Origin of the sequence: Rhodococcus erythropolis NBRC 15567 (assembly GCF_001552595.1) — a bacterium.
GTDB lineage: Bacteria > Actinomycetota > Actinomycetes > Mycobacteriales > Mycobacteriaceae > Rhodococcus_F > Rhodococcus_F erythropolis.
In genome coordinates, this window is the sequence record NZ_BCRM01000001.1 from 72,365 (window position 1) to 90,167 (window position 17,803).

Here is a 17,803-nt window from a genome sequence, read left to right on the forward strand (position 1 = left end):
GTCCGAATTCTACGAGGGTGGTCGGGACGGGCTTCTAGTCCGCAGGTTCCTGCTGGGTGGTGCAGTGAATGCCGCCACCACCGGCGGCAATGGCGTCGATGTTGATCTGCACGACGCGACGGTCGGGGAAGAGGCGCTCCAATTCACTTCTGGCAGCCTGGTCGGCCTCGGGATCACCGAATTCAGGGGCGATGACTGCTCCGTTGCACACGTAAAAGTTGATGTATCCGGCTGCGAAATCATCTGATTCGAACTGCGGCCTGATCGAAACAGGTGCCTCGAGAACAACCACTTCCAGCTTCCGCCCCTGGGCGTCGGTCGCGTTCTCGAGAATCTCGAGGTGGCGTGCGGTCACGTCGTGGTCGAAGGACTCCGGATCCGTGTCGAGGCCTGCGACCACGACGCCTGGTCGCGCGAAGCGGGCGTAGAAGTCCGTGTGGCCGTCCGTGATGTCCTTGCCTGCGATTCCCGGTAGCCAGATGATCTTGTCGAGGCCGAGCAGGGGACCGAGTTCGGCTTCGACGTCCGACTTCGACCATCCCGGGTTGCGGTTGTTGTTGAGGACGCAGCTTTCGGTGATGATGGCTGTTCCTTCGCCGTCGACCTCGATGCCGCCGCCTTCGAGGATCAGGTCGGTAGGCAATGATTCGACTCCCGCGCGGGCGGCGACAAACGCTGCGACTTGGCCGTCCTGATCAAAATCCTGCTTCTCGCCCCAACCGTTGAAGTTGAAATCGATACCCGCTTTGGTCCCGTTGCCTTTCACGAATACGGGGCCGGTGTCGCGCATCCAGAGGTCGTCGAGAGGGGCGGCGATCAGTTCGACCGATGGGCCGACGAGGGTTCGTGCCAAGTCCAGTTCCTCGGAACAGACAAGCATCGAGACGGGCTCGAACTGCGCGATAGTCTGCGCGATCGTCGCGAGGTTGCGCTGGACCTCGGGCAGGAGGGCGGCTCCCCAGATCGCTTCACTGGCGCCGAACGCCATCCAGGTGCGCTTGTGCGGATCGCCCTCTTCCGGCATCACCCACTCGCGAAGATCGTCGCTGCCATTGCTCCCGCCCGAGGCTGAGTCGGAATCGCCGCAACCTGCCAGGAAGAGGCCACTGAGCGCGGCTGCGCCTGCCTGTATGAACCGACGTCTGTGCATTGCGGTGACTCCTTCTGCTTCTCGCGGGCTCGTGTGGTCTTCGAGAAATCTGTTCATCGCGCGCGAGTGGGGCAACATCCAGCTACTGTTCGATCACACCAGGTGCGTCTGGCGCTCACTTGCTTGCACAGAGACTAGCTCCTGACTGAAAATTTAGTCAAGAAAGTAGTGATCATGAACGATGACATTCGGGATACCCGCCAGCCGATGGTGACTTCGCTTGGCATCATCTTGGGGTTCTTATTGAACTTTTTGGCTCAGTGGGCAATTCGCGACGATGGCAAAGCGCCAGTGGAAACCACGACGGACTGGGTCATCGTGGTCACACTGTTCACAGCCGTCGCTCTGATGCTCATAGTTCTCTTCCGAACGCTGAGTAGCTCGTATGAAGTGGAGCATGCTCGCAAGAGGTACCGCAGTATTCTGCGTCTCTACTTGTTTGCCATCTCGCTGGTTTTTGCCGGAATGGCTGCCGCACTGTTCGTGTAGTGGGAACTGAAGGAATTATCCGACGGAAGGTCACGAGTCGATGAGTCCTTCGACCGTTCCTCGCCATCCGCGGCGCTGGTAGTCCCGGGGCGACATGCCGTGAGCCGCGATGAAGACCTTGGTGAATCCGGACGCGTGCGCGTATCCGAGTCGACGGGCAGTCTCTCCGGCCGCGAGGCCCTCCTCGAGATAAGCGCGGGCGAGGGTCATCCGCAACTGACCGCGCCAGCGCGGGAAGCTCTGGCCGGTGGCCGCTACGAAGTCTTTGAGGAGCATGTCCTCGTCGACGCCGAGCCGAGCGCTCCAATCCGGCAGCGTGCGCGAATCGGCGGGGTTCTCCCGGAGTGCGGCAAGGATCGTTTCGACTGGATCGGCCTGATCGCCGCTGGGTAGGGGTGCTGCCGCGGCACTTCGAATCAGCCTCGCGATCCGGGCGGGGTCGTGGATCTCGGGGCGCAGGTGGGTGTAATTCGCGACCACCGTGTGCAGCAGATACGCCTGCGCTTCGCGCGCGAAGTGCAGCACACGTGGGGGCGGTGCGGTGACGGGAGAGGCACCCGGCTGGGATCCGAGGGGAAGTAACAAAGAGCCTTCGGCGATCTCGACGCTGTTGCGCACTCCAGCGGGAAGCCACATCGCGTCACCCCGTCTCAGATTCCAGGTTCGGTCGCCGAAAGTGACCCGGGCGGAGCCTCGGTAGATCCAGACAACGACGTGAAAGTCGTTGACCCGTGCCCACGTTCCACTTGCGGGGATCGTCGGGGGTGCTGGTGCCGATCCTGACCGGGCGCCTTCTTCGGACAGCAATGCAACGCCCTGTGCCAGGGTCTCGTCTTCACGGGGCGGCGTCGGGCGCCGGTTGGCGCGTGCGTAGTCGGTGGGTGTCATGCCGGTGTGTTCTCGGAAGGCGCGGGTGAAGCCCGCGGGTGTCGCGAAGCCGACCTGGCTACCCGTCCAGCCGATTTCGCGGCCGGCGGCCAGATATGAGGTCGCTGCCGCGATCCGGGCCGAAGTACGCCAGCGCACGAATGACAATCCCGTTTCCTCGGTGAATCGGCGCTGCAGGGTGCGGACACCGATCTTGAGTTGCTGGGCGAACCGGGAAAGTTCGGTGTCGTCGGATGGCGTCCGCAGCAGCGTGCGTGCGATCTCGAGGGTTTCGGCCGAGCGTGGCAAGCGCGGTGGCGAGTATGACGGGGAGTTGTCGTCCCCGTCGGAGTGAACACCCGCGACAAGCTCGATCAGTCCGGCTCCCGCTGCCGTCTCACCCCGAAGAAATCCCAAGTTGTGCGCGAATTGGTGGACGAGCCAGTCCTGCCAGTCTGCTGGGATCTCGAAGTCGATGACCCGGTTCAACGCGGGCGGCAGGTCGGCCGCGGGCAGTGGGATGGGAAATGCGACCGCGCCCGGATCGACCCGGATGCTGTACGCGATTCCCGCCGGTACCCAGATTGCCGCCCCCGCAGTCACACTGCGGGTACGGCCGCTGATCTGCAATTCTGCGCGCCCGGTATGTACCCAGAACAGCAGTGGCTCGCGTTCATTCGCGGTCGAGGCGAGCCGAGCAGCGGGGATCTCGGGGACTTCGCCTGCGGGGAACACCAGCCGTGGTCCCACGATGCCCTCCCGACGTCGATGCATTCTCTTCCAGCCGACCGATGAGTGTAAGAAGTCGGCACGCACGGATAACCCTAACTGATTAGGGCAGGCTAGCTTTATTTATTGGCCCTCCCGTCGTGCGAACGTGGGCCGGACCCCCGTCTGTGCGCTTCCGAGGAGACTTTCCGTGCCCCGAAACACCCGTCCGACAACGGCGTACCCCGTTACCTTGCGTGAACTCGAGGTACATCGGGTGACAGAGGTGACGCCGGGCATGCGGAGAGTGACGCTCACCGGAGCCCAACTCGACACCTTCACCAACGCCGACGGAATTGCCGAACCCGCCTTCGCGAGTACGGGCTTCGACGACGACATCCGGTTGCTGTTCACCTACCCCGGCGAAACCGACCCGGTCCTGCCGGTAATGGTCGACGGCAGTGTGACTTTCGCTGCGGGGCGCCGTCCGCTTGCCCGCGCATACACCGTGCGCCGCTACGATCCGCAAACAAGGGAACTCGACGTCGATTTCGTCGTTCACGGCGACGGAGTGGCTACCACCTGGGCGCGGGACGCCAGCCCGGGCGACCGAATGCACATCGCGGGCCCCTCTGTATCGCAGGGACTCCCGGAAGATCACGAGTATCTGCTGGCCGTCGGTGACGAGACCGCGTTGCCGGCGATCGCACGTCTGCTCGAGGAATTGCCCGCCGATGCCAGGGGGCATGTGTTCGTCGAAATTGCGGACTCGGCTCACATCCAATCGGTGCGCGAGTTGTCCGGGGTGAGTGTCACGTGGTTGCCGCGCGAGGGGGCCGAGCCCGGCGCCACTACTTTGTTGCTCGACGCGGTCAGTGCTGTCGAATGGTCTGACGGACGCGTATCCGCGTGGCTTGCAGGCGAACAGGCGACGGTTCGCTCGCTTCGTCGTCATTTGATTCGTGATCGAGGAATTGTGAAGACCGACATCGATTTCACCGGCTACTGGAAACGCGGCGGGGCCGTGCGCGCAGATTCCTGACCTGGCTCCATCGCTCACCCAACACCCTTCACCTCAGCAACACCGAAAGTGCTCGATAACACCGAAAGGCAGAAATGACAGTCCTGCGCACCAGACGATCACGGATCACCGGACTGATCGGGGCCGCGCTCGCCGCAGCGCTCCTCGTAACCGGGTGCTCGGCCTCGGCCGAAGACTCGAAAACGGCATCCTCTCCCGGTTCGGAGGGGAACGCCCTGCCCGCTGCGGAAGGAACGACCACCTACCCGCTGACCCTGGAATCGCCATACGGTACAAGTATTCTCGAGAAGCGACCGGAGCGGATCGCCGCCATCGTGCCCAACGCCGTCGACACGGAAATGCTCCTCGCGCTCGGCGTCAAACCTGTCCTCTCCTCGTCGATGGTGAAGGAATCGGCTTCCCAGTCGTACTTGTTGCCTTACGACGCAGAGAATCTCGACACCTTCGAGTTCGCGATGGGCGGAACACTTCCCGTCGAAGCGATCGCCGCGAGCGAACCGGACCTCATCGTCGCCGTCGGCTGGGCTGACGGCCTGGGTGGTTTGTCCATGGGTGATTACTACGAGCGTTTGTCCTCCATCGCACCGGTGGTGACGAGCCCCGACACAAAGTCGCGGATGCTCGTGCCGTGGAAGGAGTCGATCCGTGTTCTGGGCGAGACCCTCGATCTCTCGAATGCGGCTGAAAAGGTTGTGGCAGAGCATGATCAGTACTTCGCCAAAGTGCGTGAGGAAAACCCGCAACTCGCGGGTCTGACTGCGACTTGGGCGATCTTCTACGGCACGGGCAATGGGTTGCAGTATCTTTCAGCGCCAGGTTCGGCGCCGGCAACATTCCTGGGTGAGCTTGGTTTCGCCGAGAATCCGCGTGCGAAGGAGTTCGTCACCCAGAGCACGGTCGGAGAGGAACTTCTCGAGAACATCGATGCGGATTTCCTGCTGATCGGTCGCAGTGCCGCCGGCAGCGAAGAGGATTTCGACAAGCTGACCGGCGGGAAGCTCTTCCAAGCACTCGGCGCTGTGTCCTCCGGTCATTGGGTTGGCCTGCCTCCTCGCACCGCCGACGGCGGGGATGTTCTGTGGGCAATCACGAGCGGTGGCCCGATCGGAACGACGTGGGCGGCTGAACATATCGTGCCGCTCGTCAGCGCGAAGCTGTAGACGGACAACTGGAGAACGGAAAGCACCCACCCGTCGCCACATGATTGTGTGGCGACGGGTTGTTCGTGTCGCAGTGATAACACGGGGTCGGCGCTGGGCGTGATCGTCGAGGGCTTCGTTCACTGAGGGGTGAAATACTTCACAATTCGGGCAGGTGTGCGCGATCCGACCGGTCGGTCGCCTAAGGTTCGCTGGTCAAGTTTGCGAGTATTGGGAGAGTCAGTGAAGAACAAGTTAGTCGGGTCACTGTTGTGTGCCACAGCATCTGCCGGTTTGATCTTTGTGGGTGGCGGTGTCGCGAACGCGGGCACTTATATCCCCGCTGGTGCTGATGGCACCTACCGTGTCGGCAGCGGCGAAGGCCAGATGCTGCCCGGCCTGTGGAGTACTTCCGGCGGACGGTCCTGCTACTGGGAACGGACGGGCTACGGCCGAGACATCATTCAAAACAACTTCGGCGGTGGACCAGAAACGATAGAAATCATGTGGGGCGACACCAGCTTCACCTCCGACCGATGCGGGGCTTGGGAACGCCACGCTCCAGTTCCCAATCCCATCCCCGGGCTTCCACCCATCGAAGCCGTTGATTACCGAAACATGATGTCGGCGCTCATCCCCTTAGGTATTGGGTCGGCCGCCATCGGCTCGTCAATGCTCCCCGCGCTGGTGCTCACGGGAAGCTGATTCGAAGGACCGGTCGCGCTGCAGGGCAGAGGCTTTCGCTGGATCCGCCAGGCCGCGTCGACGCAGGCCTGGCTGTGGGGAACGCTATGTCAGAGCGTGATCGTGCGGGTGGGCTCCCAGATGGCGGGGTCGCGGTGGGTGACGACGAAGACGGTAGCCGCCACTTCCCGCACGGCGCCGGCGATGCGGCGCTCGGTGCCCTCGTCGAGAGCCGAAGTAGCCTCGTCGAGCACCAGGACGGGAGCGTCTTTGAGGAAGGCACGAGCGATCGCCACCCGCTGACGTTCGCCACCGGAGAGAGCGGTTCCCTGGTGACCGATGTCCTGATGAATGCCGAGCGCCGAGCGGTCGAGAACGGCGCCGAGGGCAGCGCGCCTTGCGGCGTCCTCGATCTCGGTTTCGGTAGCGCCCGGTCTTCCCAGTCCGATGTTCTCGCCGAGCGTGCCCGAGAACACGAGTGGATCTTGTGGCACGTAGCCGATGTGAGTAGCCAGGTCGTCATATGGCAAGTCGCGCAATGAAACTCCACCCAGAGTGACGCTGCCTTGGTCCGGGTCGTCGAAGCGCATGAGCAGCCCGAGAAGGGTGCTCTTCCCCGTACCCGAGCGCCCTGCGACGAGAACACGCTCCCCTGCGGGGATCTCCGCGTTGATGCCGCGCAGAACCGGAGCGTGGTCCACTCCTACGACCTTGATGTCAGTTCCAACAAGGAGCGCGGCGTCCTGGGACGCGGGCTCGGGTAGTGCGGGAGCCGAAGTCGCGGCCCGATAATCGCGAACCGTTGCACGCAGTTCATTGACTCCGATTCCGGCCAGAGCGAGTTCGTCGAGCGGGGCAGCGGCGCGGGCGGTGAGGATGACGAGCGCGAGAGCGGCTGCGGGATCGTCGAATCCGGTGGCGGCGAGGAAGATCACTGCGCCTGCCAGCGGCACAATGGTGGCGATCGCCGAGATGAATGTCGCTGGTGCCGCGGCGAGATTGGTCCGTGCAAGCGCGGTTTCCTGATCCCGCCAACTTCGCTCGATACGTTCGACGGAACGTGTGGGACCGGCTGCCGTGCGCAGTAATTCGAGATGATCGGTGAGCTCGAGAGTCGACTGCGTTGCTGCGAGTTCGGCCTCGTGCCGGCGCGCGTCCGCTCGGCTGAGAGCGCGTTGGGCGAGCGTCTGAGCCGCGAGCGACACGGCGAGCAGACCGCCGACGAGCAGCATAACGCCGGGCCCCGCGACGACCGCGACTCCAGGAAGTAGGAGCAGCGGTATCAGTGGCGTAACGAGGAAGGTCTGAAGTTGGTGCGCGGGAACGCTCATCAGTGACGGGATTCCGCGCCCGGCGACGGTGGCGAGCAGCGCCCGGTTGTCGTCGGTGAACCACGACAGCTTGGTGCGGGCGAAGGCGTCGCCGAGCGCATCGTAGAGATCGCCGACGAGTCGAGCCCCGGTGAAGTAACCACCCCGCGAGACCAGGACGGTCACGAAGAGAGCGATTGCGGCCGTGGCCAGCACGAGAACCGGCGACCGGTGATCAGCGATCGAGAGGGCGAGGGTGGTGTACGCGATCGCCTCGAGGACAGCAACGGACACCCAACCGACTCCGATGGTGATCAAGCGGCGACGGGCTGCATTGGCGCTGTTCATTATTAGGCTCCAGTCAGGGCGGCATTACGCGAGGCGGCGTTGTGCGAGTTGGGACTGTCGAGGTCGAGTCGATCGTCGGCGTCGTCTGCAAGAGCAGGGTCGTGGGTGACGATCACGATCGTCTTCCCTTCAGCGTGCGCGAAGTGGCGCAGTTCCTTCAGCAGTTCGGCTGCTGTCCGATCGTCGAGCGCACTGGTCGGCTCGTCGAGCAGCAGTACTGCTGCGGGCGAGAGGAATACCCGAGCGAGCCCGACTCGCTGACGTTCTCCGCCGGAGAGTGAAGTGGCGTCGGTGTCGAGGCTGATGTCGATCTGTGCCCGGCGTAGTGCGGCGGTGTATTCTGCGTCCGTTGCATCGGGGGCGGCCAGTGCGATGTTCTCGCGCACCGTGGCCGGCAACACGTCTGCGCCCTGGGGTGTGAGCAGAATGGAGTGTGGCCGCAGGTTCTCGTCGATCGTGACGACGCTCTGGCCCGCGTAGCGGACGGTACCTAGTTCCGGGATCTCGAAGCCGGCCAGTGCTTTCAGGAGCGTCGACTTGCCCGCTCCACTCGGTCCCGTGATCGCAGTGATCGCGGCTGGGCGGAATGTATGCGTGACGCCGTCGACGACTCTGCGGTCCGCGATCATGACGGTCAGGTCAACGATCTCCAGGCAGTCGGAGGGACTCGACGCCGGAACGGTGAGTGCTTCACCGGCAGGAAGGGTGGGTTCGTCCAGGGCAGCGGCGAGCCGGACTGCAGCAGCGCGTCCAGCCGCAACGTAGTCGAGGCCGTGCCCGAGCCGCAGGGCCGGTGTCACGATTGCGAGGCTGAAGAGAATAGTGGCGGCCAACGTCGTTGCATCCCAGCGATATCCGACGGTGTAGGCGATCGCGAACGTCGCCGTCGCCTGCATGAGTGCAACCGCGACGGCCGCAGGGGTAGCCACGAGTCGAACGCGCTCCTGCATTCCCCGGGTGAACCGTGCTGTCGATTCTGCATAGTCGGCGGCAGCGCCGGTCTGCGCGCCGTAGATCCGGCAGACGTGGATACCGCGGGCATAGTCGTCCACGGCGGTCACTATGTCGCCCATGACATCCGCACTTTCGGCGCTGTGCCGAGCGGCCATTCTGGGGATCACGAACAAGTAGAACAGTGCTGCCACGATGCCCGGAGCCAGAGCGAGAAGCGCCACGGGGCCGGCTGAGGCAACCAGCACCGCGATCGTGACCGCCGGGACCACGATCAGTGTGGCGAACTCGGCCGGTAGATGCGCAGTCATATGGTGCAGCGCCGAGATGTCGGCCGAAACGAGCCTCCTCAGTGCGTCTCCGCTGTAGCGGGACAGCGTGCTTGCGGGCAGTCGAACGAGATGAGCTGCGAGCTGGCGTCGAAGCCTGGCCTCGAAGAGCGACTCGGCGTGATGCGAGAGCCACGACGACGTGGCCGCGAGCGTTACCCCGGTGAGCCACAGCCCACATGCCCACCCGGCCCAAGTCATCGACGGTTCACCGATGAGTTGCACGACGCTCCAGAGCGCACCGAGCATCGCGACCCCCGACGCTGCCGCCGCGACCACCCCGGCGGCCAATGCAGGCAGCGCCGGGCGCAAAGCCGGGACCAGCGACGGTTCGACGAGAGGGCGGGGCATGGATAACTCCTTGAATCAGCGTCCGGGTGCAGACACGACAAATGACCGAAACCCAAGGCTAGGCTTCGGTCGTCCTGTCTGGTTATCGCGATGCGCCGATTTCTTACACCTGAATGGAACGCACTGCGATTTTCAGGATGCTGCAGAAATGCTGCTCATGACGTCTTCCCATACGCTCATGACCGCGGATTCGGTTGGGCCAGTCTGAGTGAACACGGCTACGCACTTGCGGCGGAAGTCGTACACCTCGACAGACGTCGTCAAACCGTGCACTCCGTGGGTGCGGGTCAGCCAACACTCCGAGACGCCGTTCAGATCGATCATCGTTCGGCAGGTGTCCGAGGCTAGAGTCAATGTCCCGCCGAACAGGGCTGCGGCGTCGAGGTGACCGCGGTGAATCTGCAGGCAGCCGTTGCCGGCGACGACTGTCGTGACGGGTAGTTGATGGTAGGACAGGTGCTCCATCCCGGCAGCCATGAGGTGAGGATCGATTCTCCGGTAGCCGAGGGCACCCAGAGCGACCAAGCCGCTACGACGTTCGCTGCCGCTGTCCGCGAGGATGAAGTCGAGCTGTGTCAGCTGATCGGCCTCGGCCCAAAAGGCGGGAGTATTCGATGTCTGGGCGGGAGGGCTTGTTTCCCTCACAGTGCTCGGTGCAGTTCGCATCGCTTCGAAGGCGAGACGATCCGAGGTCGGGGTCAAATACGTAGTGTGTGAACTCGATCCGTGGGTATCGAACATCCGAAGCGTCGGGGGCAGGTGCTGTTCTGCGTCAGTGGTCACCACCGAACCGAGGGCGGAAGGCTTCAAACGTAGGGAGAAAAGTCCCGGCGTGCAGACCAGCGGATCGCCGGGAACTGTTGGAACGGCGTACTTGCCCGAGTCGTTGACAGCCACCGGACCTGCAACGGTGATCGCTACGGCGTCGTCCAAGAGCGGCAACATTTTGCCGACTACCTCAGGTGTGGTGTCGATCAGTCCGCCGCGGAACCCTGGACGCGCAAGCAGTGCGTCCAGGTCCGACATGCGCGCCAAAGCCGCGCAACGGCATTCGCCACGGTGCGGGCACATCTCAGTAGACATCCCGTAGATACCGCTTCGATCGTTTGAGGTTGTTGACGTAATCCTCGGCGGCGTCCGCATCCAACCCACCGTGCTCGGCGACCACCTCGTGCAACGCGTCGTCGACGTCCTTTGCCATCCGGGTCGCGTCGCCGCAGACGTACACGTGCGCACCGTTTTCGAGCCAGTCGAACAAGTCTCGGCCATGCTCGCGCATACGAGTCTGGACGTAGACCTTCTCGGACTGATCACGCGAGAATGCCAGATCGAGACGCGTCAGGACACCGTCACGGGTCAGACCGTTCAACTCGTCCTCGTAGATGAAGTCACTCGACTGATGCTGATCGCCGAAGAAAAGCCAATTCTGCCCCGACGCGTTGCGTGCGCGACGCTCGTGCAGGAAAGCGCGGAAGGGTGCGATACCGGTGCCGGGTCCGATCATCACGACGGGAGCAGTGTCATCGGCAGGTAGGCGGAACGAATTGTTCTTGGAGACAAAAACTCCGACCCGATCTCCCTCGCCGACGCGGTCCGCCAGGTACGTCGAGCAGACGCCGCCGCGGTCCCGCTCGCCCGAGCGGTAGCGCACACTCGCTACCGTCAGATGCACGGTGCCGTCGTGGGCCAGCGGGCTGGAGGAGATCGAATAGACCCGATGTTGCAGCGGGCGCAGAAGTGCAAGCAGATCTTCGGGATTCAATCGAATGCTGTTGTCCAACTGCAGGAGATCGAGAACGTCCTTGCCCCACAGCCACGCATCGAGCGCTTCCCGATCTTCCGTGTCGAGAATGTGCTGCAGTTCGGCGTCGCCGCTGCGTCGGGCGATGTCTTCGATCAAATCGCGCGAGGGAATCGAGATCTCGTAGTCGCTGGTCAACACCTGGTCCAACGGTGCGGACGAGCCGTCTTTCGCGGTGACGACGTAGTCACTGCTCGCACCGAGCTGAAGGATGATCGCCTCGACCAGAGCGGGGTCGTTGATCGGGCGGATGCCCAATCCATCTCCGGCCTCGTAGTCCAGACCGTCCTCGCCGAGCGCAAAGGTGAAGTGGCGGACTTCCTTGGCGGAGTCCTCGCCGGACAACAGTCGGTTGGCGAGGACGGTTGCAGGATAAGGGTTCTTGCGAGTCCACTGGGACTTGGTCTTCGTCGGAGCGGACGTAACCGGCGCGGCAGCGGCTCCCGCATCACCGTCGACACCGGCCACCGCAGCGACGGCCCGAACGATCCACTCGGCAGCAGCATCCTCGTAGTCGACGTCGCAATCGGTGCGGTCGACAACCCGGGTCCCGCCGAGCGCTTCGAAGCGGGCGTCGATGTTCTTTCCCGACTGGCAGTACCCGTCGTAGCTGGTGTCACCGAGTCCGAGTACTCCGAAGTAGAGACCCTCCAGCCGGGGCGCACTCTCGGATTCGACTGCATCCCAGAACAGCTGCGCGTTGTCAGGCATCTCGCCCTCGCCGTAGGTGGAGGTGATGACGAGCACCCGGCGCATGGCGGAAAGTGCATTGATATCCACGGTGTCCAGACCCGCGACAAGTGGTTCGAGACCGTGGGCACGAGCAGCTGCGGCCGCGTCTTCGGCCACGGACTCCGCGTTGCCGGTCTGGCTTCCGTAGAGGATGTGCACTGCCGCGCCGGCAGTTCTCTCCACTGTCGCTGTTGCAGCACCGGTTTGACCGGGCATGACAGTTCGTGAGTGTAGACCGGCCAGGAATCCGGAAAGCCACGCGCGTTGGTCGCCGTTGAACGGTGCGTATTCGGGGATGTACGGGATTTCCATTTTGAAGCTCACCTACGTTCGGGGGAGGAGGTCAGGACACCAGGTCGGGGATCGTGCGCGAAGCGAACAGTTCGTCGAAGTTCGGCAGTGATCCGAGCTTGTCCCGATTCTTGTTGTCTTGAAACAGAATCCAGCCGTACGTCGCCGGGCTGTCCATGGCCAACACGTTGCGCAGGCTCAGCGCCTGCTTGTAGTCGTCGACGCGCTTGGCTGCAATCAACGCAGCCAACTGTTCGTCGTCGTAGCCGGCGAGAATCTCTTTCGAGTACTTGACCAAGTGCTGGACGAGGGCGAAGTCCTCGGTCAGCACCAGGTTTCGGGCCGCCTTCTGCACTGCTGGATCGTCGGGTCCGGACGCACCCGGCGTGCGGGCGGCGGCGAGTTGTTGTGCGAAGTGAAGCACGGTGTACGCACTGAGCAGCGCATACATCGTCGCGGTATCGGTCTCGCCATAGGCGGGGACTGCTCCGTTCAGCGCGGGGCGCCCATCGCGCACTGCGAGTTTGAACGTGCGGACCTGACGTGCTGCGATGGCGGACGCCAATTCTTCGAGAAGCTCTTTGTGCGACTTCGCAGCCAGGATTGCATCGCTGTCCTGGTAAAGCATCAATGCCTTGGGCATGGCGTAGACGAACGAGTGCTGTTCGACTTCCCAGTTCTCGAGCAGTCGGGTTCCGAGTGCGGATCCCGTTGCTTCCACATGCAGTTCGAGCAGGAGTTGTACCGCGTGGTTGTGGACGGCGGCTAGAGGATCGGTCGCAGCGGTGATCGAACCCAGCAGTACGGAATCGGTACTTGCTCGCAGTGCCAGTTCGCCGCGAGGGTCGTACTGGTAGAAGAACCCGCCGCTCATGCCGTTGCCGACACCCTTGCCGAACTCGCCGAGATTCACGACAGCACCGTTGGTCATGTACTCGCCGGCGAAGTCGCCGACACCTTCGACGACAGCACTGGCGCCGGAGTTGCGAACGGCAAAGCGATCGCCTGCTTCACCTTCGACGAACACTCCTCCGCCGGTGGCGCCGAAGAGCGCGAAGTTGCCGATCAACACGTTTCCGCCGGCGTCACTGGAGCCGCCGCCTGGGCTGCGCACGGCAATCACGCCGCCGCTCATGCTCTTTCCGACACCGTCGTTACATGTCCCGGTGTGTTCCAGGTGCATGCCGTCGTTGCAGAATCCGCCGAACGAGAGGCCAGCAGATCCGGTCGTCAGGACGCGCACGCTGCCCGGAGCCAGATATCGTCGCCCACGCTCGTCAGTCAGTACCCCCGGAGCGAGAAGGCCGGCCGCTCCGTAGTTGAGTTCGCGTTCGAGGTCGATCGCCAACTGCCCACCGACGCTCTTGTTCCGGTTACCCAGGTGTAGTGCACCTTCGGCGAATTCAGGTCCGGACACGGCGACCGAGGCCTCGCCACGGTTGAAGAGCACCGTGCGAACCTCGTCCATGATCTTCTCGTCGAGCGCGTACTCACGCTCGAGGTACACGGGATTGTCGACGGTGATGTCCGGGGCGGACTCGAACATCGCGTCCAGTTTCAGATTGCCGACGATGGACGGGTGATCGAGCAGATGCAGGAGATCAGTTCGACCCCGCGCTTCCTGAAGGGATCGCATTCCCAGATTCGCGAGCAGTTCACGAGTTTCGTGAGCGATGTTGAGAAGGTACTGCGCCATGGCGCGGGGATCGCCGTCGAACAGTTCCGGGTTGGTGGTCAGACCGGCCGGACACTTGATGTTGCAGTTCTTGGCCATGACGCAGCCCATCATCATCAGCGCAGACGTACCGAACTCGAAGCTGTCTGCGCCCAGTAGCGCGGAAGTGATGATGTCGCTGCCGGTCTGATGCGCGCCCGAGCATCGCAGAACGACTTTCTGGCGAAGCCCGTTGGCACACAAAGCTTGATGGACCTCCGCGATACCGACCTCGGCCGCACGACCCGCGTACTTGAGGCTGGTCACCGAAGCGGCGCCGGTGCCACCGGTGTTTCCGGCGACGTTGATGACGTCGGCGCCGGCCTTGGCGACACCGACGGCGATGGTGCCGATTCCTTCCGAGGACACCAACTTCACGATCACCCGGATGCGCGCTGCCTTGCAGTCGTGGATGAGCTGAGCGAGGTCCTCGATGGAGTAGGTGTCGTGGTGCGGCGGCGGCGATACCAGTTCGACGCCGGGCGTTCCGCCGCGGGCAGCAGCAATGTCGACGGTGACCTTGGCGGCCGGAAGCTGCCCGCCCTCACCGGGTTTTGCGCCCTGGCCGAGTTTGATCTCGATCTCTTCGAGCATCGGGTCGGCGAGGTATCCCGCCCAGATTCCGAAGCGACCGGATGCAAACTGCTTGATGCGCGACGCACGAATCGTGTTGTAGCGCGAAAGGTGTTCGCCGCCTTCGCCGCTGTTGGACATCGCGCCGACCATGTTCGTGCCGTGAGCGACGGCTTCGTGCGCCGGAGCGTTCAGTGCGCCATGACTCATGGCACCCGACGCCAACTTCGGGGTGATGTCGCTGGCGCTCTGTACCTCGGAGAGAGGCACACCTGCCGGTGCGACCCTCAGCTTGGACAGGAACTCTGCCCCGATGCCGGTTGCCCTCAGCGCAAGATCCGGTGTGATGGCTTCAATGGTGATATCGGCGGCAAAGGTGGCGCAGAGAGCGTCGCCGAGTGCTTTTGCTCGCGCGCTGTCACCGGCCAGTGGACCGTCCAGGCTAAGCGTGTACCGGTCGTCTGCGGCGGATTCACACCGGACTCCGCGCATCACGATCGTTGTGTTGCCGTGCACCGAGAATCGGCTGATCTGCTCGGCGAACTCGTCTGTCGTGACCGCAAACGTGACGTCGCCGGGAACAGAGATGACGTCGCGCAACGCTGCGGGCCGACGCGATCGTTCCGCGGCCATCACAGTCGAAAAATCACGGTACCCGGCAGTGATGTCGAAGTCGTCGATCTGTTCGGTGGTCAACCGGTCGAAGCTCGTTGCCCGGTAGGCCCCGGCGTCGAGGCGGAATGCGTCGTCGAGCCGCCCGAGCGGAAGCAGGCGTAGAGCATCGAATTGTTCGGTTCCTGAGGGACTGTCGAACGCGATCTTCTCTTCGGTGAGTTCGACGTACTTGCGGACTGCAGTGGTCCCGAACGAATGCCCTGCGCCGTCTGCGCGTTCCTTGAACAGGCCGAGCAGTGGCAGGTCCTTTTCACCCTCGACTTCACTTGCACGCTCGTGCCAGTGCTTCGAGGTCACCGCGACGGTGTCGAAACCGACGCCGCCCACCGGTGACTTCAGGTTGGGGAACCACTGGCGCAGAACAGGGTCGGACGTATCGAGGAAGTTGGGTTCGAAGAATTCTCCGCCGATGTAGCTCTCGACGGTGCACAGGCCGACGCGTCCCATCGTCTTCATGAGGGACTTCTCGGCAGCCTTCGCGAAGCGTCGGAAGGCGGCATCCGGGTCGGCAGCGAACTTCTCCTCGGCTCGCAACTGAACGGACAAGGGGTAGACAGCGGAAGCACCGAATCCGAGCGCAGCGGCAACGTGGTGCGAGGACTCGATCTGGCCACTCTCCACGATGAGAGAGACACGCAATCGCAGGCCTGCGTCGATGAGGCGTTGGTTCAGTGCTCCGACGACCATGATCGCGGGAAGTGTTGCGCGTTCATGAGATACGTGCCGGTCGGTCAGGACTGCGATTCCGCCCTGTTCGGCCGCGAAGGCGACAACGGCGTCGCCGAGCGCGGTCATCGCGTCAACCATCGCCTGCGCGTCACCCGCGGCGGGGTAGAGCATTTCGAATCGGCGATGCGGGGTGTGCTTCTGTTCGCGGATCTTGAGCATGTCCAGATGCCCGAGGATCGGCGACGAGATGACGATCTGCTTGCCCTGTCCGGCGGTCATCTTCGCGCCCAACGCGACCCGGAGGGTCATGCCGTCCGCTTCCCGGATGCTGTCCAGCGGAGGGTTGGTGACCTGGGCGAATCGCTGCGAGAAGTAGCGTGCCACACCGCCTTCACGATCGGAAAACGCGTTGATGGCGTTGCCGTAACCCATGGCCGATACCTTCTCGGCTCCGTGCGTGAGCATCGGATCCATCAAGAATTTGAAGCTCTCCTGATCCAGGGAGTACGCCATGTAGCGCTGATGAACCTCGAACGTTCCGTTGTAGCGCGTCGGTGAGCTGACCTTCTCCGCAGGTACGGCGGGAATGTCTTCGATCAGGATTCGTGACTGCTCCAGCAGAGACTGGTAGTCGCGCTGTGCGGCAATCTTTTCCAGGGCTTCGCGGGCGGTATAGGTATGGCGATCTCGATGATCGAAGTACAGCATTCCGCCGGCCTCGACGCGTCCACGGTGAATCACCGTCTCGGGTGCGAACGCGATCTGTCCGGCTTCGGAGAATGCGCACACGTATTCGTGTGTCTCGATCGTGCGAAGTGGACGCAGGCCGAGGCGGTCCAGGCGGGCGCCGATGATGGTGCCGTCGCCGAACACCAGCGCTGCCGGTCCGTCGTTCTTCTCCTCGTACAGCGAGAAGTACTCGAACATCGCACGCACTGCGGGGGAGAGGGTGGTGTCGTTTTCCCAGGCAGGGGGCATCATCGAGACCACAGCTGTCACCAAATCGACGCTGTCCTCGATGACGCGTGCTTCCAGAGTCTGATCGAGCCGGCAGCTGTCGGACTGACCGGGCGGACGGACGATCGCACGTCGTTTTGCGCTCGCCACCGCAGCTTCGGAGAGCCGATTCTTCTTGTCCGTGTTCAGTTCTCCGTTGTGAGCCATGAACCGGAACGGCTGCGCCATCGTGGGATGCGGGTCCGTGTTGGTCGAGAATCGCGTGTGGAAGTACATCGTGTGGACAGCGTGATCGGGGTCGACCAGGTCGCGGAAGTACGGGATCACTTCGTCGGAGTTCAAGCGGCCCTTGAGAACCTGAGTCCTCGCGCTGAGGGACAGTGGGTACAAACCGCGTAGTGCAGGCGTGTTGTACGCGATTGCCTCGATGGCGAGCAGGGCCTCGTGTACGAGGCGATCGACTACCGCAGGCTCGGGACGCGGAGTGGGGACCTCGAAAATCCACTGCCTGACCGGAAGTTGATGCGCGATCGCGGCCGGCCGAATCGCCGAGTTGTCGACCGCGACGTCGCGCACTGCGAGAGTGGTGAAACCGCGATCGAGAAGTTCACGTTCGACCAGGGCGGCAGCGCGTGCATGCTGGGCGTCGTCGTCCGGAAGGAAGAAGTTGCCGACGCAGAAGCGTCCGGCGCGAAGGTCGGGGCGCCCGGTTACCTTGCGGAAGAACCGGAGGGAGAGGTCCACCGAGACGCCGCCGCCGTCGCCGACGCCCTCGGAGGACATACCGCCGCGGTGCGGAACCGAGCAGAGCGCTTCGCTGCCCTTGATCAGGACATCGTGGGTCTGCACGCCGTCCTTGCGCGTGATGAACCCGACCCCGCAACTGCTCTTGTCATCTGCGGGGTCGTACAAACCGACGATGGACGTGCTCACTGCAGCAACCTTCTCCCTGTCCTGGTTGCCCGGAGATTGATCGACCGGGCAGATACGACGGCATGGTTTCCGTCAGGGCAGGGCGTCGCT

11 protein-coding genes are annotated in these 17,803 nt (G+C 63.2%); 4 read left to right on the forward strand and 7 right to left on the reverse strand.

Features of this window, described 5'->3' with window-relative positions; translation table 11 throughout:
- Nucleotides 1-34 precede the first annotated feature (34 nt).
- A complete protein-coding gene (locus tag RE4_RS00345; protein ID WP_060938232.1) occupies nt 35-1,150 on the reverse strand; it encodes an agmatine deiminase family protein in 1,116 nt (371 codons plus the stop codon).
- Between the two features lie 174 nt (nt 1,151-1,324).
- On the opposite strand from RE4_RS00345, the gene RE4_RS00350 reads away from it, so the two are divergent.
- Complete coding sequence (locus RE4_RS00350) at nt 1,325-1,639, forward strand: hypothetical protein (protein WP_042953267.1); 315 nt, start codon at nt 1,325-1,327, stop codon at nt 1,637-1,639.
- A 30-nt stretch (nt 1,640-1,669) separates the two neighbouring features.
- Here the strand turns inward: RE4_RS00350 and RE4_RS00355 are convergent, their stop codons facing one another.
- The gene (locus tag RE4_RS00355) at nt 1,670-3,256 is read right to left on the reverse strand and encodes a helix-turn-helix domain-containing protein (protein WP_060937778.1); all 1,587 of its coding nucleotides are present in this window, start codon (nt 3,254-3,256) and stop codon (nt 1,670-1,672) included.
- A gap of 169 nt (nt 3,257-3,425) precedes the next feature.
- Here RE4_RS00355 and RE4_RS00360 point away from each other — a divergent pair, with 169 nt between their 5' ends.
- The 3 genes from RE4_RS00360 to RE4_RS00370 all read left to right on the forward strand — a co-directional run bounded on the left by RE4_RS00360 (nt 3,426) and on the right by RE4_RS00370 (nt 6,100).
- The gene (locus tag RE4_RS00360) at nt 3,426-4,256 is read left to right on the forward strand and encodes a siderophore-interacting protein (protein ID WP_060937779.1); all 831 of its coding nucleotides are present in this window, start codon (nt 3,426-3,428) and stop codon (nt 4,254-4,256) included.
- Between the two features lie 74 nt (nt 4,257-4,330).
- Nucleotides 4,331-5,416 (forward strand): ABC transporter substrate-binding protein, encoded by a 1,086-nt coding sequence (locus tag RE4_RS00365; protein ID WP_060937780.1) that lies wholly within the window; start codon nt 4,331-4,333, stop codon nt 5,414-5,416.
- Nucleotides 5,417-5,638: 222 nt separating this feature from the next.
- A complete protein-coding gene (locus RE4_RS00370; RefSeq protein WP_020971217.1) occupies nt 5,639-6,100 on the forward strand; it encodes an Rv1352/Rv1906c domain-containing protein in 462 nt (153 codons plus the stop codon).
- Between the two features lie 89 nt (nt 6,101-6,189).
- On the opposite strand, the gene RE4_RS00375 is transcribed toward RE4_RS00370, so the two are convergent.
- The 5 genes from RE4_RS00375 to RE4_RS00395 form a co-directional block, all read right to left on the reverse strand.
- Nucleotides 6,190-7,737 (reverse strand): ATP-binding cassette domain-containing protein, encoded by a 1,548-nt coding sequence (locus tag RE4_RS00375; protein ID WP_060937781.1) that lies wholly within the window; start codon nt 7,735-7,737, stop codon nt 6,190-6,192.
- Nucleotides 7,738-7,739: 2 nt separating this feature from the next.
- Nucleotides 7,740-9,368, reverse strand: coding sequence for an ATP-binding cassette domain-containing protein (locus RE4_RS00380; RefSeq protein ID WP_060937782.1), 1,629 nt, complete (start codon nt 9,366-9,368; stop codon nt 7,740-7,742).
- Between the two features lie 132 nt (nt 9,369-9,500).
- Nucleotides 9,501-10,451 (reverse strand): ChuX/HutX family heme-like substrate-binding protein, encoded by a 951-nt coding sequence (locus RE4_RS00385; RefSeq protein WP_238076637.1) that lies wholly within the window; start codon nt 10,449-10,451, stop codon nt 9,501-9,503.
- A complete protein-coding gene (locus tag RE4_RS00390; protein ID WP_060937783.1) occupies nt 10,441-12,213 on the reverse strand; it encodes a sulfite reductase subunit alpha in 1,773 nt (590 codons plus the stop codon). Before RE4_RS00390 ends, RE4_RS00385 begins: the two co-directional genes overlap by 11 nt.
- 31 nt (nt 12,214-12,244) lie before the next feature.
- On the reverse strand, nt 12,245-17,713 hold the full coding sequence (locus RE4_RS00395) for a glutamate synthase-related protein (protein ID WP_060937784.1): 5,469 nt from the start codon (nt 17,711-17,713) through the stop codon (nt 12,245-12,247).
- Nucleotides 17,714-17,803 lie beyond the last annotated feature (90 nt).